Source organism: Marinicella gelatinilytica (assembly GCF_026410405.1).
Classification (GTDB): Bacteria; Pseudomonadota; Gammaproteobacteria; order Xanthomonadales; family Marinicellaceae; genus Marinicella; species Marinicella gelatinilytica.
Map to the genome: position 1 here is coordinate 66,408 of NZ_JAPMLN010000009.1, position 20,252 is coordinate 86,659.

A 20,252-nucleotide genomic window follows, 5' to 3' on the forward strand; every position below is an offset into this window, starting at 1 on the left:
ATGCGAAGCTCAAGTAAACAAACCATGTTGCAGCCCGGTTATTTATCGGGGCATGTGGTACATCACCGTTATAGTCCAAAGGAACACCGTTTTACAGACCGCATGTACTGGCATCTAGTGGCCATAGATGATCTGAACAGTTGGTGTCAACAATCCTTGTTTCGCAGTCACAATGGTTTTAATATTTATGGTCTCTGCGACCGTGATTATGTGGTCAAAGACAAGCGATCCATTTCTATTAAATTAAATGAGTATCTTCAGCAACAAACGGGTGAAGTCTTTAACGGTCATGTTCTGCTTATGACGCATCCACGTTTTATTAACGTCGGTTTTAATTCGGTCAGTTTTTATTTTTGTTACCAACAAGATCAACTGACATTTATCGTTTCTGAAATTAACAACACCCCATGGGGTGATAAGCAACTGTATTTTCATGATTGTCGGCAACAGGATAAAACCAGCAAAGCCGATACATACGATTTTAGTTTTGATAAAACTTTTCATATTTCACCGTTTGTACCCATGGATATTCACTACCAATGGCGTTTTAAAGTCAACGCAGAAGGTGTGGATGTGCATATGAAGTTATCTAAAGACGGTGATTCCATCATGTATGTTGGTATGCAAACATTATGGTGTGCTTCTGACACCAAAGCGGGCCTATCTTTAACGGTCAGACGACCCGCACAAGCCTGGAAAATGTGGCTCAATATTTATTATCAAGCAGCCCGATTGTGGCTTAAAAAAATACCTTTTTATAACCATCCAAACAGTTAACAACCATGAATCAGCCAAATTTTAAAATAAATACTGACAGCAATTACCGAAATCAAACAGTCGAAAAGCCGTTGCGCACGGTTGCACATCAGCGTCCCCAGCGTGGCCGTTTAACCCGATGGTTAAAAAAACAATTATTGAATCATCTAAAAGACTTACAACACGCGCATCTGATCATCATCGATGGCGATGAACAATATAATTTTGGTGATGAGATGTCTGATTTGCAGGTCAGTCTTCACGTTCATGATGATCATTTTTACAGTGCTTTGGCTTTACAGGGTAGTGTTGGTGCGGCTGAATCTTATCAACGTGGTGATTGGGATTGTGATGAATTAACACGGTTAATTCGGGTTTTTGTGCGTAACCGGGATTGGTTAGACAGCATTGAAAACGGCAGTGCCCGCATTAAAAATGCCCTGCTTAAGGTGGGCCATTATTTTCAAAAAAATTCACCGCAAGGTAGCCGTCAGAATATTGCTGAACATTATGATTTAGGCAACGATTTGTTCCGTCTGTTTTTGGACGAACGCATGATGTATTCTTCAGCCATTTATAACCATGTCAATGATGATTTAGAAACAGCGGCCACCAGAAAGCTCAAAATTATATGTGAAAAATTGCAATTATCGGCCAATGATCGGGTCATTGAAATAGGTACCGGCTGGGGCGGTTTTGCGGTGTATGCAGCCCAGCATTACGGATGCCACGTCACCACCACCACCATTTCTGAACAGCAGTATCGTTACGCAGAGGACCTGGTTAAGCAATCAGGTCTGACAGATCGCGTTACTGTTTTGAAAAAAGACTACCGTGATTTATCGGGTCAGTTTGATAAATTAGTGTCGATAGAAATGGTGGAAGCGGTGGGGCATCAGTATTTGGCCACTTATTTAAAACAATGTGATGCCTTATTGAAAGAAGATGGTTTGGCGCTGATTCAAGCCATCACCATTGAAGACAGTCGTTATCAACAGGCCTTAAAATCAGTTGATTTCATCAAGAAGCATATTTTCCCGGGCAGCTTTATTCCTTCAGTGAGTACATTGGTCGGCACTGCCGGCGATCACAGCCAATTGAAATTGGTTAATTTAGAAGACATTGGTGACAGTTATGCCCGGACTTTGGCCGATTGGCGTCAACGTTTTAATGAGCAAACTATAGAATTAGAATCGTTGGGATACGACCGTGAATTTCGTCGCATGTGGCGGTTTTATTTCTGTTACTGCGAGGGTGGTTTTATTGAACGGGCCATCAGCGACGTGCATCTGTTATTGGCTAAACCGGGCAACCAACGACCCATGTGGCGTAAAAGCCTAGTCTAACCCATGAATTCATCGACTTTAAAAACCGTGATTCATGCCATGCTGCTCAATGCCCTGTGGTTTTCCGTGGTTTTGGGAGTGGCTTATGGATTTAAGCTGCCGGCTTTACTGGTGTTTATGCTGATTCTCGTTGTCACTGCTTATGAAGGCTGGCAACGCAGTGATGTGGTGGCCATGGTCTTTGGTTTGGTGGTGGGGGTTGTCTTGGATGGCTTCTTGCAAATCAGTGGTTGGGTTAATTATGGGCACTGGTTTAATTCACTGTGGTGGTTACCGCCGTATTGGATTCTGATGCTCTGGATTGGTTTTGCCTTGTCATTAAAAATCGGTATGCGTTGGTTGTTCCGAAGCTATTGGCTGGGTGCGGCGTTTTTAATTATTGGCGCCCCCTTGAGTTATTTTTCAGCCGCTAAACTGGGCGCGGTGGCGCTACAAAAACCGATGGCCGTGATGCTGTTAATCGCTGTGGGTTGGTGGTTTTATTTCAGTGTTTTATATGGCATCAATAAATCGTGGAGAAGGGCGTATGATGTATAGTCATCCAATAATCTTAGCTGCTGCAGTGTGTCTATTGTTACAACTGTCGGCTTTTGTTTATCAGCTTAAAACCCGGCATGCCGACAGCGTCGATATGGCCTGGGCGTGGGGCATTGTGGCCGCGGCGATTATTTACCAATTCATGCTGAGTGCGGATATCACTAATCGATTGTTGGTGCTGTTATTCCCGATTATCTGGTATGGCCGATTGGGTTGGCATTTACTGGCGCGTTATGACGGTCAGCATGAGGATTCCCGTTATCGACATCTGCGAAATCATTGGTCTGAAAACACGCAAGGAAAGTTCTTTGTCTTTTTTATGTTCCAGGCAGGTTTAAGCATCTTATTTTCATTGCCGGCTTATTGGTTATTGAATACTGAAGCGCTTGCGATGTGGCAAATGGCGGCGGCAATCGTGATTGGCGGTGGCGCTTTGCTGGGTGAAAGTTTGGCAGATCGACAATTACACCAATTTAAACGCAGCCATAACGCCAGTGAAGTGTGCAATGTCGGCTTGTGGCGTTATTCACGTCACCCCAATTACTTTTTCGAATGGTTACATTGGTTTATTTACCCGATTTTATTGTGGCACAGCGATTATCTCTGGTATGCCTTCGGCATGGTGGCGTTAATGCTCTTGTTCTTATTAAAACTCACCGGGATTCCATTTTCAGAACAGCAGGCCATTAAAAAACGTGGCTTAGCTTATAAGCGTTATCAACAACGCACCAACAAATTTTTTATAGGACCTGTTAACAATGATATATAAGATGATTGATTGGGTGGAGCGCGGCTTGGTACCTGACTTTTTGGTTCGCTCAGGCATTCGACACTTGGTCAAAAAAAGGTTATCAGAAGAGTCGGCCCAAGAGCCGGAGCAGGCGTCTCAGAAGTTTAATGATTTTTTGCTGGAATTAAAAACCACGGCGATGGCCATTGAAACCGACAAAGCCAATGAACAACACTACGAAGTGGACGCTGAATTTTATCAATGGGTATTGGGAGATTATGATAAATATTCATCGGCTTATTATCAGCCGGGTGATGATTTATCAACGGCAGAACGGCGCATGCTGGATTTATATATTGAACGGGCGCAACTCAAGGACGGTCAGCAGATTCTTGAACTGGGCTGTGGCTGGGGTTCGTTGACCTTATTTATGGCCGAACAATTTCCGAAAGCAAAAATTACCGGCGTCTCTAACTCCCATTCGCAGCGTGAATACATTATGGGACAGGCACAGGAACGCGGATTAAGTCATGTTGAAATCATCACCTGTGATATCAATGAATTGACGTTAGACCAGCGGTTTGACCGCATCATATCCATTGAAATGTTTGAGCATATTCGAAACTACCAGCAGCTTCTGGCCAACTGTTCTACCTGGTTAAAGTGCGATGGTTTGATGTTTGTGCATATTTTTTGTCACCGCTTTTTAATGTACCCTTATGAAGTCCGCGGCGAAGATGACTGGATGTCTGAATATTTCTTTAGTGGTGGACAAATGCCGGCCCAGGACACGTTTTTGTTTTTTCAGGATGACATGAAAGTGCAACGCCGGTGGCTGTTATCGGGTCAGCATTATGAGAAAACATCGAACCACTGGCTCAATAACATGGATCGCAATAAAAACCACATCATGCCGGTATTAAAACGGGTGTATGGTGATGATGCGGCCTTGTGGTGGCAACGCTGGCGCATCTTTTTTATGTCATGTGCCGAGTTGTTTGGTTATGATAAAGGTAATCAATGGTTGGTGGGGCATTATTTGTGGTCTCCAAAAAATAAATGAGCAACACAATTAAAAAAGATAAAGGCTTAGTCAGTAAGCTGAATAAAGTCTTTATTATTCAATTGGTCTTTATCAGCTTGGCCACCGTGGGTGGTGTTTTTGGCGCCGCCAAAGTGGTGGAAAATGTCCTGATTAAACAAGCCTTACAAGGTGAGGCCGCATTTTTCTGGGAACACCGCGCTAACAATTCGGATTTTCCCTTACCCAAAACCATGAATCTCACCGGTTACATGGTTAATAACGATGATTATTCCGCTGTACCGGAGCCTCTGGCAACCATGCAAGAAGCCTATCAACGGGTGGAACTCAACCATAAAATGCCGATTGCCTATGTAACCCAAAAGGGCAACCAAAAGCTGTTTCTGGTTTTTGAAGAAGCCCAGGTGTCGAAATTGGCGTTTTATTTTGGTATTACACCCTTGGTGATTGTATTGCTGGCCATTTATTTACCGGCTTTTATTTCCTATGTGCATTCAAAGCGGGCCTTGTCACCGATTCTGCAGTTGGTGCGAAAACTGGAAAAGGTTGATATTTCGCAAGCGGGTTTAAGTCAGCTCAATTTCGATGATGTCAATCAATACGCCAACAATGAAATCAACACCCTGGTGGCCACCTTTGAAAAAGTCTCCGGACGCATTGCCGAGTTTGTTAATCGCGAGCGAAACTTTTCTCGTTATGCCGGTCATGAGTTACGAACACCTTTAGCGGTACTGAAGGGGAATGTTGAACTACTGAAAAAACAGCCCCTGGAACCAGCGGCTAAACGTTTAGTGATGCGCATGGAACCGATGGTGGCTGATATGCAGTCATTGATAGAAGCTTTGTTGCTTTTATCCCGCGAAAATCAGGTCGCTAACCAAGAGGTCACGGTGATTAATGATGTGCTCAAAAACATCGTTGAGCAGGCCATTGCTTTATTCCCCGATAAAGAAGTCACTTTGCATTGGCGCATGAAGCATCTTATCGAGGCGCCAATCGCGGAACAAATTTTTTCTATGGTCATCAGTAATTTGGTGCGTAATGCCTGTTTATATTCAGGTGATAAGCCCGAGTTGACGGTCACCATAGATCATAATCACATCATTATTTCAGACCAGGGTAAAGGCATGGATGCGGAGACCTTGAAGAGAATTAAAGAACCCTTTTACCGCGGCGATGAGTTCGGTGAAAAAGGATTCGGTTTGGGTTTGTCGATTGTCGATTGGCTCTGTCAGCAATGCGGTTGGCAAGTGGATTTTTTAAGCCAACCCGATCAGGGAACCACGGTCACCTTAACCCTTACACAAGTTAAAATATTAGCGTAGTATATTGAACATATGTGCACAATGAGTGAATCATAAAACAGTCAGATACAAGGCTTTTTTTCTTCGTAATAGTTATTCATATTGCAAGGAAATATAACGCCGTAGATGGCTGTTTTAGGATTCACCCTTCGGGAGTCAGCCACAAACCTCATTACAGCGTCCCCTAAAAGGGCCTACTGTTGGTATCGCTCTTGATAAGGACTAAGGCCATTATCTGCAACCGATGCCTTGTTATGAGGCTTGTGACAGACTCTCATAGTACACAGATGTTTAATATACTACGCCAGCTACACAGGAGCACAACACATGACAAATATTAACGTATTACTGGTGGAAGACCACCAATCATTGGCAGAAACAGTGACTGATTTTCTGGAATTGGCAAACATCACCGTCGACTATGCCGCAGACGGTATCACCGGCATGCATCTGGCTGTCACCAACCATTATGATGCCTTGGTTTTAGATGTGATGTTACCCGGCATGGGCGGCTTTGATATTTGCCAAAAAGTGCGCAAAGAAGTGCGATCCGATGTGCCCATTATTATGCTCACCGCCCGCGATCAAATCGATGATAAAATCACCGGATTTGACTCAGGTGCCGATGACTATTTGGTGAAACCCTTTAATCCCGATGAATTAGTGGCTCGCATAAAATCACTGGTCCGCCGCCACCGCGGCGAATTCGACCAAAGCGCCCTGCAAGTCGGTGATTTGGTGTTCGATCTCGCCACCATGCAAGTCAAGCGCGACAAACAATTGCTCAAAGTATCCCCCACCGGCATGCAGATTCTTAAAATCTTGATGAAAAAATCCCCCGAAGTGGTCACCAAAGAACAACTCACCCAACAACTCTGGGGCGACCTCGTCCCCGAATCCGACGTCCTGCGCAGCCACCTCTACCTACTCCGCAAAATCATCGATAAACCTTTCGATAAAGAATTGTTGCATACCATACCGGGTGTGGGTTTGAAGATGGCGGATGAGGATTAAAATAAATAATCTCAAAAATGCGTTATTATCCGGCCATATAGATGCTAATAGGACACAAATGCGTTTTAACCTCGAATTGTTCGAATAAAAACGCATAAATCTTCAACAAAGTGGTGATAAAGCACTCAAAAAGGCGTAAAAAACCCCTAAAAAGCTGATTTAAGCCCTAAGTTTGGATTAAAATGTATGTTTAATAAGTTGTTATATTTTTTGAGTAGTCATGAGCACGATAATTAGAACTGTATCAACGTCACTACTTTTATTCATGCTGCCGATAGCCGCTTATCAGGCATACAAAATATTGCTTATTGGTAGCTGCGATCCAAAGTTTGGCTGTTGGGGCACTTTCAAACTTAGCTTGTTAATTTGCTCAGCGTACGGCTTTATATCGCTAGTTGCATTAATCTCGGTTCAGTTGTTATCCAGAGTAAACATGCTCAACGTGCTAGCTGTACTGGTAACACTGCTACTCGGAGCAACACATTGGTTTGTGCTTTCGATTGAGTTTTTAGATTCGCTAACCATGCAGGTGCTATTTTGGCTGGCGCTGTCAGGTGTGCTTTATTCACTTGCAGCTGTAATTTCAAAAAAATATAACAAGCAAAGCCAGCCGACGCGTACCGCGCGGCTGCTTTGAGCGTTATATAGGCCCAGTGAGACTATGAAGATTCCATCCAGCGCTGTAACGGTTTTGTTCTTATGCATATTCTCGCCAGGGGCGATAGCGGGCAATCATATTGATATCTCGCCATGGATAATGATTTTCTATCCAATCTTTTTTGCGCTCGAGAATCCGCTACTCTCACTCGCATTTGTTTTAATCGTGGTATTCGTATATCGGGCTCTTAAAAGAAAAGGGGTGCTTGGCCCCAAGGCGCCAAGGTACAACTGGGTTTGTCCATCGTGTGACGAGGTAAACCAAGCTAACACAGCAATTTGTAGTAAATGTTCAAAAAATGTCGCGTAGGCTCATATAACAAGGCGCATCAATTCGCGGCCGGTGGCCGCCGGACGCCCTTTTCATTGCGGCTGCGCCTCCATTACAAGGGCGCCGTTGTGCGCTGGCGTTATACGGCACCGCACGAGCATCTGATTTTGAACCAAAGCGAGATTATATTGCCTTCCGAAAGCCCCTAATAATCTTGCAGATGATATCGATTCAATATCAGTTAAAACTCATTAAAAGAGAAAATGAAATTGATTAAAACTGATTGGGATATATTTAAAGCAAAGTTTTCAGCAAATCCACAAAATGCTTTTGAGTGGATGTGTTATCTCCTTTTTTGCAATGAATTTAGCGTGAAAACTGGCATTTTTCGCTATAAAAACCAATCGGCAATAGAAACCAATCCGATTTCCTCAAATGGAGTTAATGTTGGTTGGCAAGCTAAATTTTATGACGCCGCATTATCTGGCCACAAAAATGACATACTAGATACGATTACAAAAGCGAAACGTGACTATCCCCATTTAAATAAAATAATTTTTTACACAAATTCAGAATGGGGGCAAAACAAAGGAAAAGAACCACAAGGGAAAATAGAAGCAGAACAAAAGGCAAAGGCAAACAACTTAGAAATTGAATGGAGATGCTGTAGCTTTTTCGAATCGCCGTTTGTTGTCGATGATTGTAGCCGGATCACTTCGTACTTCTTTACTCAATCTGATAATTTATTTGGACTTTTGGAGTCGTTCGAGTCTCATACAGGTGCAATTCTGGACGATATTGAAACTGCTATAACTTTTGGCGACCAAGATGTTTCAATCAATCGCTCTAATATTATATCTGAAATTGAAAAGTCAGATGCTAGCGCGTTAATTATAAGTGGCGAAGGCGGCACGGGAAAAACAGCCTTGATAAAAGAGCTGTATGGAGACAAAGGAAAAAATGATGCTTTTTATGTCCACAAAGCGACAGAATTTTCTGTTAGTAGCTTGAATGTATTTTTGTCAGGTGTTTTTCTAAAAGATTTTATTGGAGCACATGAAGGAGCTGAAAATAAAACAGTTGTTATTGATTCTGCGGAACACTTGCTTGCTTTGGAAAATACTGATCCTATTAAAGAGTATCTATCCAATTTAATCAAAGCTGGATGGAGGGTGTGGTTCACCACGAGAAATACCTACCTAGATGATTTAATTTTTCAGCTATATGAAGTATACAAAATTAGCTTTAAGTCGGTGCATCTAGAAAACCTGAATGAAGATACATTATTCGAACTTGCCAAAAAGCATAATTTTGTCATCCCTGATGACAAAAGGCTCAAAGCGCTCATATTGACTCCATTTTATCTTAGGGAGTATTTGAAGCATTACCAAGACAACAAGGGCGCAAGCTACTTTGAATTCAAAGAGTCTTTATGGCCAAGAGTCATTGCGAAACGATCCCCGCAACGAGAACAATTTTTCATACATCTTGCTAAAGAAAGAGCTAATTCAGGAAGGTTTTTCGTTAATCCAGATCATAGCTACTCAAATGAAACGGTAGAACAATCGTTGGTTTCCGATGGAATAATTAGCTATGAGTCTACTCGCGGGTATTTTATTACTCATGATATATATGAAGAATGGGCGCTTGATAAATTCGTTGAGAGTAATTATTTATCCTCAGAAAATGCTGAAATATTTTTTGATAGAATACAACAGTCTTTGCCCATAAGAAGGGTTTTCAGGCGGTGGCTATCAGAGAAACTTAGTGCGGCCAATGAAGAAGTTAGCCATCTTATTGTAGAAACCTTGTCGTCTCACAAAATATCCAATTTGTGGAAGGATGAAGTGCTAATTTCCATGCTTCTATCCGACTATTCCGATTATTTTTTTACCGTTAATAAAGATTTACTATTGGAAGACGATTTCAGACTTCTAAAACGGATATGCTTGCTGATAAGAATAGGATGCAAAGAGATAGACAATAGTTTATTTGATAAGCTTGGTGTGAGAACGCCAGATATTTTATCAATGGAATATATAATAACCAAACCGAAAGGAAACGGATGGAAATCGCTTGTCAAGTTCATTTTCGATAACATCGAGAAAATCGGTATTGATAATCTCAATTTTGCATTACCTGCCCTCTACGACTGGAACAGTCACAACAAGTCTGGCGACGCAACTAAATATTCCAGCCTAATTGCATTATCGTTTTACAAATCGGTAATAGAAAACGATGTCTATATTAGGGATGATGGTTTTTCCAAAGAGTTGATCCTAACCATTCTTTATGGGGTAGGTGAAATTAAAATTGAACTTGAAGCAATCATTGATGAAATAATTCTAAACAAATGGAAGCGAAATAACGATCCATATCATCTTATGAGTGAATTCATTTTAACCAAAATGGAATGCTTTAATGTTGCTATGGAAATTCCGGAAAAAGTGATCGCTCTAGCCAAATGCCTTTGGGTGTATGAACCACCAGAAAACCGCGATTATTTTTATGGATCAAGACTAGAGATAGATCATGAATTTGGTGTTGAGAATGGACATCAAGACTATTTTCCCGCCAGTGCCTATCAAACACCTATATACGCCCTGCTGAAAACCAATTTAGAATTAACATTAAACTTCATTGCCGACCTAATTAATTATGCTTCAAAAAAATATGAAGAATCCAGCCTTGATAAGGGCCAGATTGAAACAGCAACACTATTACTAGATGATGGGAAGAAAGTTGATCTACCTATTTCAAATCGTCTTTGGTGCATGTACCGAGGAACACAGGTAAACCCTGATTTACTTGAATCAATATTAATGTCTCTAGAACGCTTCTTTCTTGAGAGGGGAAAAAATACCAAATCTGAAACACTTGAATTTTATCTAAATTATATCCTAACAAGATCTGAATCTTCTGCGCTCGTGGCTGTTGTTGCAAGCATAGTATGTGCTTTTCACGAGAAAACATTTAATGTAGCCAAAACTCTATTCAGGACAAAAGAATTTTTTTTCTATGACACATCTAGAATGATGTTGGATCAAACACATAAAACTCAACTTACTTCGCTCAAAAACTTTAGCATCAACCGGATGAATGAGCTTCATGAGAATGAAAGGATAAGTGCGTGCGATCAAAAACATCGAAAAAATTCACTAGAAAATATAGCGCTTCAGTATCAGTTTTTTAGGACAGAAGAAGTGAGCGAAGAAGAATCTGAGAAAAGGCTTCGAGAAATTTGGGAAATTTGGGATGTTCACTACAAAAACTTACCGGAGAAAGAACTAGAAAATCATCGCGATAAAACTTGGCGTCTATATTTAGCCCGTATGGACAAAAGAAAAATGTCACCTGAAGCAAAGGAAATGGAAAATGGTATAGCAATAGAATTCAATCCGGAGATTGATCCAGAGCTTAAGGAATATAGTGAAACATCTCAGCGAGAAGCGAGCAGGCCGTTTACACATTCCGGTTTAAAAATTTGGGCTGATAGCAGGCTTTATAATAGAGAAAACTACAAAAAATATGAATTTTATGAAAACGATCCACTGACTGCTTTGGGCGAGGCAAAAGAAATATGGAATCAACTTTCAGAAGGCTGCATGGCGGAGGAACTACAGTTCGATCGAGCCACACCATCGTATGTGTGCGCCGTGCTATTGCGAGACTTTAAAGAAAAGTTAGGAAAAACCGAGCTAGAATTTTGCAGGGAAGTCATATTTGAATACGCAAACATCGTTAACAATGATGATTACATACACCAGATTGGTGACGGCCTTGTTCCTGCGTTATTTGTGCTGCCAAAATTGATAGAAGATTTTCCGGATGAAAGGCTAACTATCAAGCTGCTGTTAATCAAAGCACTGATGAGGCATGATCAAATAACGATGATGGGAGTGGACAGGATAAATTCAGTGGCCATTAAAGCTGTTCAGCACTTATGGAAGAATGAATCTGAGTTCATGAATTCGTTGTATATTGGGTATTTGGTAATTGCTCAAAAATATAGAGATGTTCGGGATCGTTTAAGACAAGAGGCATATAAGCAGCACAAATATGAAATTGATAACAATGACTTTGAACAGGAGTTATTTAAAGAATTAGAGCGTGTACTAAACAGTATCGAAGATGAAACCATCACGGAATCCGTAATAGACAACATTGAAAGCATAGATAACGACATATTGATAACTGCTTTTCAGCTTGCACCATTGGATGGCGAACACAATAAACCAGTGCCGTTTGTCGAGGAGATTATTAAGATAATTTCACAGCAATTGCTTTCACCAGACAGAGAAGACCGGCTTGATTATACTTTCAGATATGAATTTTTAAAGCACTATGCCCGTTTTATCCTGCATATAGGGAATAGCGAGAAGGACAAATACCTTAAATATTTTACCGATAATTTCACCTTGAGTGAAGGTGTGGCAGATTTGTTAAATGAATTTGTTAGCGCTGAAGACTCATTGAATATGCCGGACTCATTTTGGTATGTTTGGAATCGATTTAAAGACCATATCGTTGATTCAATAAATAGCCAAGGTTGGAGGCATGATAAAGAACGTATAATCGAATCCTTTTTATTTGGAAGAGTCCCTTGGAAGGATGAAGCAATGACATGGCATACATTTTCAACGGAGAATAAAGCTTTTTTTGATGAGCTAAGTGGCAGGATCGGTGGTGAGCCTTCTTTTATTTATAGCATTAGTAAACTCCTTTGTGGCATTGGAAGTGAATTTTTAGATGATGGTATTTACTGGATCAGTAACGCAATTAAGACTTTTGATATTGATATATCAAAGGATAAATCAGGTAATACTATATTTTATTTGGAAAGATATATGAGAAGGTATTTATTCAAAAATCATGACAAAGTTAGACGAACACCAAATTTACGGGCAAAGTCAATGGTGGTTCTGGATTTCCTGGTTGAGCAATATTCAATTACTGGTTATCTCCTAAGAGAAGATGTAGCCTAGCTAAAAAACTTTGTGGCCGAGGTTTACCGAAAAACCAAAGGCCTAAATCAAATACGAAGAATATATTATTTGTAGTTTGTGTCGCTCCTATCCATATGCTGACAAATGGCGACATATTCACGTGCCGTATAAAACATAAACAAGGACAGTCATTTAATGAAGGTCGTAAAACGAGCCATGATGTTAAATTTTGACGCATAATAACACGTTAAATTGAGTGTTTTTGAGTGGTTAAGTTTGTTTAAGGTTTGTAGTGCCTTGAAAAAGCTTTTTTAGGTTGTTTTCTCTGATTCAAGCCGAGCGTCATGGTTTCACGAGTGTGAAGTATAAAAAAAGAATCTGTTTGGCTTGCTCTATTCGAGAGCCGGCTTTAAGCGTATTCCAACCGACCATGACCGATTTGTTTTTTTTGAATATTCTTTGAGCTGGCTAGCAGTTCCAACGACGGTATAGCCAACAGATTTAAAGCCTTTTAACTCATCGATTTATCAACCTGGGAGTCTGAACATTGCTTGATTGACGCCATAACGTTATGACGCTATAATGACAATTTAGCTCAGTCTCCGGAAAGCACCATGACCGAAACATCAAAGCGTTCTACAATTTATTTTGAACCGCAGTTGCATGCGGCGCTCAGGCTGAAAGCCGCGCATACCCACCGTTCCTTATCAGATATCGTTAACGAAGCGGTTCGGGCGGCGCTGGCTGAGGATCAGGAGGATTTAGCGTCCTTTGAAGAACGGGTTTCCGAGCCGACTATGAGCTATGAGGCCTTGTTGGACGATTTGAAGGCTCATGGCAAAATATAAGCTGGTCTTCAAGAAGTCAGTCGCCAAAGATTTACGCCCAATCCCAAACAAAGATGTTGCCCGAATCCTTCATCGTATTGAGGCATTGCGGGAAAATCCCCGGCCAATTGGCAGTGAAAAGCTTTCAGGTCAGGAACGCTATCGGATTAGACAGGGCGTGTATCGAATTATCTATGAAGTGACCGATATGCAGTTGATTGTTACGGTGGTGAAAATAAGTCACCAAAAGCAGGTTTATAAGCGCTAAAAATCTAATTGGAGCGCTGCTGAGCAACACGACTCGCTGAGCCGGTTGGTGAGCGTAGCGAATCAGAGGCGAAAAGCGCGAGGTTAAATGAAGTGATCGCCGCGGTTGCTTTCACTTTTGTCGGGAACAAAAGTGAATTATGCCCCAAGAACACACCCCTGCACCCCTCTCAAGAGGGGAATGATTCTGTCTATATTTAAACAGTGCATTAAGAATCAGCACTTTTATTTCCCCTCTTGAGAGGGGATTAAGGGGTGTGTCTGTTCAATCTCAAAAAATTGAAATTTTAATAAATCCAATGCGTTATTTCACAGTCTCTGGCGCATGGGAACGAGTGAATATTTTAGTCGTACGACAATTATTGAGCTGGCATTTAGAACACATCAGTCCATCCCAAAGATATTTCAATTTCAGTGGTGTACAATCTCAACACTTTCTAAAACACGTATTAACCATGAATCTAAAACTCAAAATATTCTCTGTTTGTTGCTTACTATCTTTCTCGATGATTATTCACGCAGAGATAGATGTGCAAAAACAGGCAGAAACCATTAGCAAGAAATACATTATTGCGGATTTGCATGTGGATGTGCCTTATCGGTTAAAGGAACAGTATGAAGATGTGAGTCAGGCCACCGAGAGTGGTGATTTTGATTATCCGCGGGCTATAAAGGGTGGTTTGGATGCGCCGTTTATGTCGATTTATATTCCTGCGAGCATTGAGGCAGAGGGCGGTGACAGCACAGCCGTGGCTAATGAATTGATTGATGGCGTGGAAAAAATGGTGGCGCAATCACCGGATAAATTCGCTTTAGCGAAATCACCTGCCGATATCAAAGCCAACTTTAAAGAAGGCCTGATTTCTTTGCCGATGGGGATGGAAAATGGTTCGCCGATTGCCGGTAATCTGGATAATTTAAAACACTTCTATGATCGTGGTATTCGCTACATTACTTTGTCACATTCGCTCAGTAATCACATTTCTGATTCGTCTTATGACGAAAAACGTCCGGCGCAGGGCTTGACTGACTTTGGGAAAGAATTGGTCACAGCCATGAACAACATCGGCATGATGGTTGATGTCTCGCATATTTCTGACCTGGCCTTCGAACAAGTGATTGAAATCAGCGAAGTGCCGGTGATTGCGTCGCATTCTTCGGCGCGGCATTTTACGCCCGGTTTGGAGCGTAATATGGGTGATGACATGATTAAATCCCTGGCTGACAAGGGTGGGGTGATTTTTATCAACTTTGGTTCAACCTTTGTCTCTCAGAAATCGATTGACAGCTATGATGCGTATAAAAAAGCTGTGGCTCAATTTCTAACAGAGAACGGTGTCAAAGCCGATAGTGAAGAAGCCAAAGCCTTTACTGAAGCCTACCTCGAAAAAGCACCCTTTGAGTTTGCCACTTTAGACATAGTTTTAGATCATTTTGATTATGTGGTGAAAATGGTGGGCATCGATCATGTCGGTATCGGCTCGGATTACGATGGTGTGGGCGATTCTTTACCCACCGGCTTAAAAGATGTCTCGGCTTACCCGAATTTAATTACCGGATTGTTACAACGCGGCTACTCAGAACAGGATATCGAGAAAATCCTGTCCGGTAACCTGTTCCGCGTCTGGCAGCAAGTTGAGGATTATGCCCAAAACCACACGTCACAGTAAAAGGACAATGATTTTAATAAGCCCTTGCATAGTGTGAGGTCTTATTATAAAAATAGCTGTTCGCGTAGGGTGGGATTCGCCCACCATAATGAGCGACAATCTGCCAGGCTTTATGATCAACTATGTCGACATTACGGGGCTTTTTATACAAGCTAAAATAAAGACATTGGAGAAACTATGGATATTGTAACCCTTAATGAAAAACAAATTTACGGCATGTCGGTGCGAACCACTAACGCCCAAGAAATGAACCCTGAAACAGCACGAATTGGCAAAACCTGGCAGACATTCGATCAGGAGGTGTCGGTGGATTACCAGGGTGGAGAACGGGTTTATGGCGTTTATTATGATTATGAATCTGACGCCAGTGGTGAATTTAATGTCTTAGCGGGCACTGAAAAAGCGGATGAGGCACTTGAGAAAGTAACCATTAGAAGCGGAAAATATTTGGTATTTAAAGGTCTGGCGTCAGCACCTGATGACCAAGCACGTGTTGAAGCTGTTATTAAAACCTGGGGCGAAATATGGGATTACTTTAGCAACCCGGATTCAGCGCACAAACGCGCTTACACAACAGATTTTGAACATTATAAAAATCCAAAAGAAATTGATATTTATATCTCAATTGCTTAAACAATAACTATAATAAAGTGACTGTCCTAGATTGGCCAAACATGACGCACTTAAAAAGCTTTAGAGCAATCCTTTACTTCACCCTTATTTTTACCGTTTCCTGCAGCAGCCAAAACACAAAAGAAATCTCAGAAGATTTCTATGTCGGCCTGCCTACACAGCCTGTTAAGGTTTTGAATACCAACGGTACCTGGTTGGTCTACGATTTTCATATCAAGGCTCCCAATTTGCAAAACGTCGCCATTTATTATGAAGATGAGTTGCAATTGAATTATGAAGATTTTAATCAACGCGGCGATGTCAGTATTGGCAGTATCTGGCTGGCTTATCCTGAGAATGGCTGGTCAAGCGAAGAACTCAGGCATATATTTAAATATAAGGATAATTCTGGCAACGCAAAAGAACATGTTTTTAATTTGAAAATAGACCGTCAATATCCCGATCCAATCACAATCTCTTTTCCATTGCCACAGGGCGTCTGGTTGGCTGAAGGGTCGCCGGGTGTCAGTTCATACCACACACGCGCTTTGTTTCCCTTTAATGAACCGGTCTTTGATACGAGGCAAGACGCTTATCTTTATGGTAACAATCCGCAGCGTTATGCCATCGATTATGCCAAACTGGTCGATGGACTCCCATATAAAAACGATGGTTCAAAACTTGAAGATTGGTACTGTTTTGATCAGCCGGTTCTGGCAGCCCAAGGTGGCACAGTTATTTATGCTAAAGATGGTATACCTGATAACCAAACGCCCTTTGAACTGGATTATGAAACTGATATCAATAATGCCACCGGCAATGTCGTTTATATTGAACATGCCGATGGCAGCATCGGCAATTACTCCCATTTAAAACTGAACTCTGTTTTAGTGAAAGCCGGCGATGTCGTCACCACTGGACAAGAACTGGGGCGATTTGGTAATTCAGGCAACTCCTTCGCACCGCACTTGCATATGCACGTACTGACAAATCCGGATGGCAAGCAACTGGAGAAATATTCCGACGGTCTGTTTATGGAAAGCCAGCCTTACAAGTTTTCACAATTTACAAAATTGGGCACAGCGCCGGTCGGTTATTTAGATATTAAACCGATCTATCCGTTTAAGCCAACAGATTCTGAAGTTCAGCGCAATGTAATGCCGGCTGAAAGTGATGTGATTGAGTTTTAATGCTGGTTTTTGAGTCTTGAGGTAACTGTTTAATTCTATTTTAGTAGAGATTGTCCAGATGTTTAAGCGCACAACAGTTAAACTGTTTTTGATAATAGTTTTTACCTACACAGTGGTTTGGCTTCCCTATGTCATTTGGGAAGACCGTTTACCGGATTATTTAATCACACCATATGCTGTAATGGGATTGATTCAGATGGCGCCTGTTTATATTTTAAATGGACTTGGAATTCCCGGATTGCTTCTTGACCACTGTGGTTGGGGATGGTGTGGTGCAACAATTTATGGTTACATTGTACTCGCAACGTTTTGGGTAGTGGTCGCATGGCTGACTGCTTGGCTCATTTCAAAGCTAATAAATGCCAAGTTAGGTAATCTACGTACATCAAAGTTAAATGGATTTCTTTCAAGCTTTATGACGGGCTGGGCCCATCTTACCTGGCTGATCGCTTGTACGAAAATGGCTATAGAGAAGTGACTGTCTACGATTACTCTGATAACGTAGCTATTTGAATTTTTTAATGGTTTAGGATTGAGTCTAAATGAAAAGAAATTTTTTATTTTTACGATTATTGGCGTAATATAGTCATATAAATCCTGGTGGAGTGCTTACTTTATGAAGTTAAAGATTTTTATTTTTTTATGTTTGCTTGGCAATATTTGGGTGGCTAATGCCCAAGACCCTTTATCAATAGAGCCTCAAATCCCTTTTGCAGGACAAAATATTGATTTTTTGGCTGAGTCATGGGTTTGTTATTCGGTTGATATTATTAACAGTGTTGTTGAAGTTGACGGTAATATTGTAAGGATTTTTGTTCTGCCAAATGATGTCTGCACAACAATTACACCTATACCTCCCATGAGCGTTACAGCTGAATTTATGGCTGGCCAAATTAGTGGCTTAAGTGAAGGGATTTATACCTATGAATTATACCGAATACTAGATCCTAATGATTTCCCCCCAATGCCTGTTGACTATTCTACGTATTTTGTTAGTCAGTTAGACTTTGAGGTTCGAGGTGCGCCTGAGCCAACATCTGTGGACACCACTTCGAATCTAGGTATTATGGCTTTAATTCTATTAATAATGAGTATTAGCTTTGTATTTGTGCGTAAAAGGTAGAAGTATTCTAAGACGTAATCGATAAGTAATTGAGGAGATGCGTTAAGTCAACTTAATCAATTTGAGCCCATCTTACGAGGCTAATTTTGCCAAGCCCACGAATTGAGTATGAATAGACTAAATTCCAGTTAATGGAGATATATTAGTCATAAAACCATGTAGGTTAGACAGAGCAACGCGAAGCCCGACATATTAAAATTTGAAGGACACAGTATGAAAATTAAGATTTCAGAAGATTATTATGATATTGCTGCTGAATGGCAGTATCAAATGATTGTTATACTTAAAGAAACCTTAAAGAAAAAAGGGATAGCGGGTGAGAAAGCAAAAGATATAATTGGAGATTTCACTTTTGATTTTGCCATGCTGCATAATCAAGCGGAGATTAGAGTTCAGGGTAAATCTTATAATCCGCGTATTTCTTTTGATGACTTTCAGGGAAGATTAATCACCACAGAGGAAGAAACAAATTTACATGAATACGCATTCGGTAATACCAGTGAAGCATTCGGGGAGTGATGTGTTTTATACAGTTGAGTTAAAACTGAAGTGACTATTCATGAAAGCTAAAAAATTCGATAAAAAATTTGATGATGATCAATCCGATATTGTTGATGATCTTGATCTAAAAACGATGAGACGGCCTAATCGTGAGCAAAAGCGTGTCAATGTTGATTTTCCGATTTGGATGATTGAATCACTTGACCAAGAAGCATCACGTGTGGGTGTTACCCGGCAGTCAATTATAAAAGTTTGGTTGGCTGAGCGGTTGGAGCAGTCAGGTCATGATAAGACAAGGCATTCTGGTGCGGCAAACAATGCTGATGTTTGATGCGATATTATCACGTTGTAATCGGGATAAGTAGGATGGGCTCCGCCCATCAACAATTAATGACAATGTTCCAAGATTTATGATGGGCGAAGCCCATCCTACAAGGCTTAACGAGGTGATAGAGGTTTTCGTATTATGAACATAGTAATGATGTTAAAAAACGAACGACAAACATATCCAGAGTGTTGTTGTGAAGATATGCGTGAAGCCCTTTCAGATAGTGAGCATCCTATCTACTATAGCAGTGCTTTTCAGGAATTTGGTCTTCAATTAAGCAGCGGATTTGAGTATTCAATTCTAAAATACTGTAATTGGTGTGGTACAAAGTTACCCAAATCGAGAAGAGATGCATGGTTTGATTCGCTAGAGAAGCTAGGTATTGATCCGTGGGGAAATGACATACCAATAAAATATCTAAGTTCTTCGTGGTTGGAGTAGAGAAAGATGGGTATTGCCCACCGGCAATAAATATAATCTATCAATTTTATGATTGGCTCAAAATACACCACGGATTCACTGCATAATAAAATTGTTTTTAACTGGAAATTGTAGGAATAATACGAAAATGCACGATTTAGTGTTATATGATAATCTTATGTACTAGCTTAATAAGCTGGTATATATCATTTGGAGCCTTCCGTGAGTATTAGATATTTATCTGAAAATGACATATACAAACTGTATTCTATAAATGAATCTGTTTATTTAAAGGATAAGTCAAAATCAGATAATTTGTGTGATTATGAAAATTCGGATTTATATTTGACCAGTGTTTATGGTGACCCCGATTCAGCCCTTATTTCATTTGATGGTACATTCATTTGTGTAGCTGGTTGTGGTATTAGTATATATTTTATCGAATCTAAAAAGTGCATTCAATTATTTAACGAACCTGAAGAAATCATATGGACTGAGGGTGTATATCAAAGTGCAGAAGACGGACAACACTATGTTAGGTTTAATGCTAATACCGAAACTGAGAAATTCAGAATATATAGATTAAACGTTAAAACTAGTGGACTGGAGATTTTAAGTTAGGTAAGTTGGGCAGAGCGCAGCGAAGCCCAACATTTTTTCCAGTCGGCATGGCATGATGTTGGGCTTCGCAAGCTCAGCGCCAACCTACAA

Annotated in this window: 20 protein-coding genes; all 20 read left to right on the forward strand. The window is 40.8% G+C overall.

Translation table 11 applies throughout. The annotated features are described in order from the left end of the window. The 20 genes from OS173_RS07505 to OS173_RS07595 all read left to right on the forward strand — a co-directional run bounded on the left by OS173_RS07505 (position 1) and on the right by OS173_RS07595 (position 20,162). Positions 1 to 777 (forward strand): DUF1365 domain-containing protein, encoded by a 777-nt coding sequence (locus OS173_RS07505; protein ID WP_267183655.1) that lies wholly within the window; start codon positions 1 to 3, stop codon positions 775 to 777. A gap of 5 nt (positions 778 to 782) precedes the next feature. Next, positions 783 to 2,102 carry an SAM-dependent methyltransferase gene (locus OS173_RS07510; RefSeq protein ID WP_267183656.1) on the forward strand — a complete coding sequence of 440 codons (1,320 nt, stop codon included), beginning with the start codon at positions 783 to 785 and terminating at the stop codon, positions 2,100 to 2,102. A 3-nt stretch (positions 2,103 to 2,105) separates the two neighbouring features. Next, positions 2,106 to 2,639: a DUF2878 domain-containing protein gene (locus OS173_RS07515; RefSeq protein WP_267183657.1), complete on the forward strand. Its 534-nt coding sequence runs from the start codon at positions 2,106 to 2,108 to the stop codon at positions 2,637 to 2,639. After that, positions 2,629 to 3,408, forward strand: a complete 780-nt coding sequence (locus OS173_RS07520; RefSeq protein ID WP_267183658.1) for a DUF1295 domain-containing protein — start codon at positions 2,629 to 2,631, stop codon at positions 3,406 to 3,408. Before OS173_RS07515 ends, OS173_RS07520 begins: the two co-directional genes overlap by 11 nt. After that, entirely contained in the window at positions 3,398 to 4,432 is a 1,035-nt protein-coding gene (locus tag OS173_RS07525) for an SAM-dependent methyltransferase (protein ID WP_267183659.1), read from the forward strand. The genes OS173_RS07520 and OS173_RS07525 overlap by 11 nt, the downstream gene beginning before the upstream one ends. Next, complete coding sequence (locus OS173_RS07530; RefSeq protein ID WP_267183660.1) at positions 4,429 to 5,736, forward strand: sensor histidine kinase; 1,308 nt, start codon at positions 4,429 to 4,431, stop codon at positions 5,734 to 5,736. Before OS173_RS07525 ends, OS173_RS07530 begins: the two co-directional genes overlap by 4 nt. A 306-nt stretch (positions 5,737 to 6,042) precedes the next feature. After that, the gene (locus OS173_RS07535; protein ID WP_456085705.1) at positions 6,043 to 6,729 is read left to right on the forward strand and encodes a response regulator transcription factor; all 687 of its coding nucleotides are present in this window, start codon (positions 6,043 to 6,045) and stop codon (positions 6,727 to 6,729) included. A gap of 220 nt (positions 6,730 to 6,949) precedes the next feature. Further along, positions 6,950 to 7,366: a hypothetical protein gene (locus OS173_RS07540; RefSeq protein WP_267183661.1), complete on the forward strand. Its 417-nt coding sequence runs from the start codon at positions 6,950 to 6,952 to the stop codon at positions 7,364 to 7,366. A gap of 554 nt (positions 7,367 to 7,920) precedes the next feature. Further along, entirely contained in the window at positions 7,921 to 12,642 is a 4,722-nt protein-coding gene (gene avs4 / locus OS173_RS07545) for an AVAST type 4 anti-phage nuclease Avs4 (RefSeq protein ID WP_267183662.1), read from the forward strand. Between the two features lie 575 nt (positions 12,643 to 13,217). Beyond that, entirely contained in the window at positions 13,218 to 13,451 is a 234-nt protein-coding gene (locus tag OS173_RS07550; protein ID WP_267183663.1) for a hypothetical protein, read from the forward strand. Then, positions 13,438 to 13,698, forward strand: a complete 261-nt coding sequence (locus OS173_RS07555) for a type II toxin-antitoxin system RelE family toxin (RefSeq protein ID WP_267183664.1) — start codon at positions 13,438 to 13,440, stop codon at positions 13,696 to 13,698. The genes OS173_RS07550 and OS173_RS07555 overlap by 14 nt, the downstream gene beginning before the upstream one ends. 298 nt (positions 13,699 to 13,996) lie before the next feature. Beyond that, on the forward strand, positions 13,997 to 15,367 hold the full coding sequence (locus OS173_RS07560; protein ID WP_267183665.1) for a dipeptidase: 1,371 nt from the start codon (positions 13,997 to 13,999) through the stop codon (positions 15,365 to 15,367). 177 nt (positions 15,368 to 15,544) lie between these two features. Beyond that, positions 15,545 to 16,000, forward strand: coding sequence for a GyrI-like domain-containing protein (locus tag OS173_RS07565; protein ID WP_267183666.1), 456 nt, complete (start codon positions 15,545 to 15,547; stop codon positions 15,998 to 16,000). Positions 16,001 to 16,041: 41 nt separating this feature from the next. Further along, a complete protein-coding gene (locus OS173_RS07570; protein WP_267183667.1) occupies positions 16,042 to 17,169 on the forward strand; it encodes a M23 family metallopeptidase in 1,128 nt (375 codons plus the stop codon). Positions 17,170 to 17,227: 58 nt separating this feature from the next. Further along, positions 17,228 to 17,647, forward strand: coding sequence for a hypothetical protein (locus tag OS173_RS07575; RefSeq protein ID WP_267183668.1), 420 nt, complete (start codon positions 17,228 to 17,230; stop codon positions 17,645 to 17,647). 138 nt (positions 17,648 to 17,785) lie between these two features. Further along, positions 17,786 to 18,292 (forward strand): hypothetical protein, encoded by a 507-nt coding sequence (locus OS173_RS07580; protein ID WP_267183669.1) that lies wholly within the window; start codon positions 17,786 to 17,788, stop codon positions 18,290 to 18,292. A gap of 213 nt (positions 18,293 to 18,505) precedes the next feature. Further along, positions 18,506 to 18,811 (forward strand): hypothetical protein, encoded by a 306-nt coding sequence (locus OS173_RS07585; RefSeq protein ID WP_267183670.1) that lies wholly within the window; start codon positions 18,506 to 18,508, stop codon positions 18,809 to 18,811. 40 nt (positions 18,812 to 18,851) lie between these two features. Further along, on the forward strand, positions 18,852 to 19,124 hold the full coding sequence (gene brnA / locus OS173_RS07590) for a type II toxin-antitoxin system BrnA family antitoxin (RefSeq protein WP_267183671.1): 273 nt from the start codon (positions 18,852 to 18,854) through the stop codon (positions 19,122 to 19,124). 150 nt (positions 19,125 to 19,274) lie between these two features. After that, complete coding sequence (locus OS173_RS13405; protein WP_407659813.1) at positions 19,275 to 19,562, forward strand: DUF6980 family protein; 288 nt, start codon at positions 19,275 to 19,277, stop codon at positions 19,560 to 19,562. 201 nt (positions 19,563 to 19,763) lie between these two features. Next, entirely contained in the window at positions 19,764 to 20,162 is a 399-nt protein-coding gene (locus tag OS173_RS07595; RefSeq protein WP_267183672.1) for a hypothetical protein, read from the forward strand. The last annotated feature ends 90 nt before the right edge of the window (positions 20,163 to 20,252 follow it).

What these genes read in the sequence shown, in the direction of transcription:
- OS173_RS07505 (WP_267183655.1), top strand. Translation starts at nt 1, where the DNA reads ATGCGAAGCTCAAGTAAACAAACCATGTTGCAGCCCGGTTATTTATCG.
- OS173_RS07510 (WP_267183656.1), top strand. Translation starts at nt 783, where the DNA reads ATGAATCAGCCAAATTTTAAAATAAATACTGACAGCAATTACCGAAAT.
- OS173_RS07515 (WP_267183657.1), top strand. Translation starts at nt 2,106, where the DNA reads ATGAATTCATCGACTTTAAAAACCGTGATTCATGCCATGCTGCTCAAT.
- OS173_RS07520 (WP_267183658.1), top strand. Translation starts at nt 2,629, where the DNA reads ATGATGTATAGTCATCCAATAATCTTAGCTGCTGCAGTGTGTCTATTG.
- OS173_RS07525 (WP_267183659.1), top strand. Translation starts at nt 3,398, where the DNA reads ATGATATATAAGATGATTGATTGGGTGGAGCGCGGCTTGGTACCTGAC.
- OS173_RS07530 (WP_267183660.1), top strand. Translation starts at nt 4,429, where the DNA reads ATGAGCAACACAATTAAAAAAGATAAAGGCTTAGTCAGTAAGCTGAAT.
- OS173_RS07535 (WP_456085705.1), top strand. Translation starts at nt 6,043, where the DNA reads ATGACAAATATTAACGTATTACTGGTGGAAGACCACCAATCATTGGCA.
- OS173_RS07540 (WP_267183661.1), top strand. Translation starts at nt 6,950, where the DNA reads ATGAGCACGATAATTAGAACTGTATCAACGTCACTACTTTTATTCATG.
- avs4 (WP_267183662.1), top strand. Translation starts at nt 7,921, where the DNA reads ATGAAATTGATTAAAACTGATTGGGATATATTTAAAGCAAAGTTTTCA.
- OS173_RS07550 (WP_267183663.1), top strand. Translation starts at nt 13,218, where the DNA reads ATGACCGAAACATCAAAGCGTTCTACAATTTATTTTGAACCGCAGTTG.
- OS173_RS07555 (WP_267183664.1), top strand. Translation starts at nt 13,438, where the DNA reads ATGGCAAAATATAAGCTGGTCTTCAAGAAGTCAGTCGCCAAAGATTTA.
- OS173_RS07560 (WP_267183665.1), top strand. Translation starts at nt 13,997, where the DNA reads ATGCGTTATTTCACAGTCTCTGGCGCATGGGAACGAGTGAATATTTTA.
- OS173_RS07565 (WP_267183666.1), top strand. Translation starts at nt 15,545, where the DNA reads ATGGATATTGTAACCCTTAATGAAAAACAAATTTACGGCATGTCGGTG.
- OS173_RS07570 (WP_267183667.1), top strand. Translation starts at nt 16,042, where the DNA reads ATGACGCACTTAAAAAGCTTTAGAGCAATCCTTTACTTCACCCTTATT.
- OS173_RS07575 (WP_267183668.1), top strand. Translation starts at nt 17,228, where the DNA reads ATGTTTAAGCGCACAACAGTTAAACTGTTTTTGATAATAGTTTTTACC.
- OS173_RS07580 (WP_267183669.1), top strand. Translation starts at nt 17,786, where the DNA reads ATGAAGTTAAAGATTTTTATTTTTTTATGTTTGCTTGGCAATATTTGG.
- OS173_RS07585 (WP_267183670.1), top strand. Translation starts at nt 18,506, where the DNA reads ATGAAAATTAAGATTTCAGAAGATTATTATGATATTGCTGCTGAATGG.
- brnA (WP_267183671.1), top strand. Translation starts at nt 18,852, where the DNA reads ATGAAAGCTAAAAAATTCGATAAAAAATTTGATGATGATCAATCCGAT.
- OS173_RS13405 (WP_407659813.1), top strand. Translation starts at nt 19,275, where the DNA reads ATGTTAAAAAACGAACGACAAACATATCCAGAGTGTTGTTGTGAAGAT.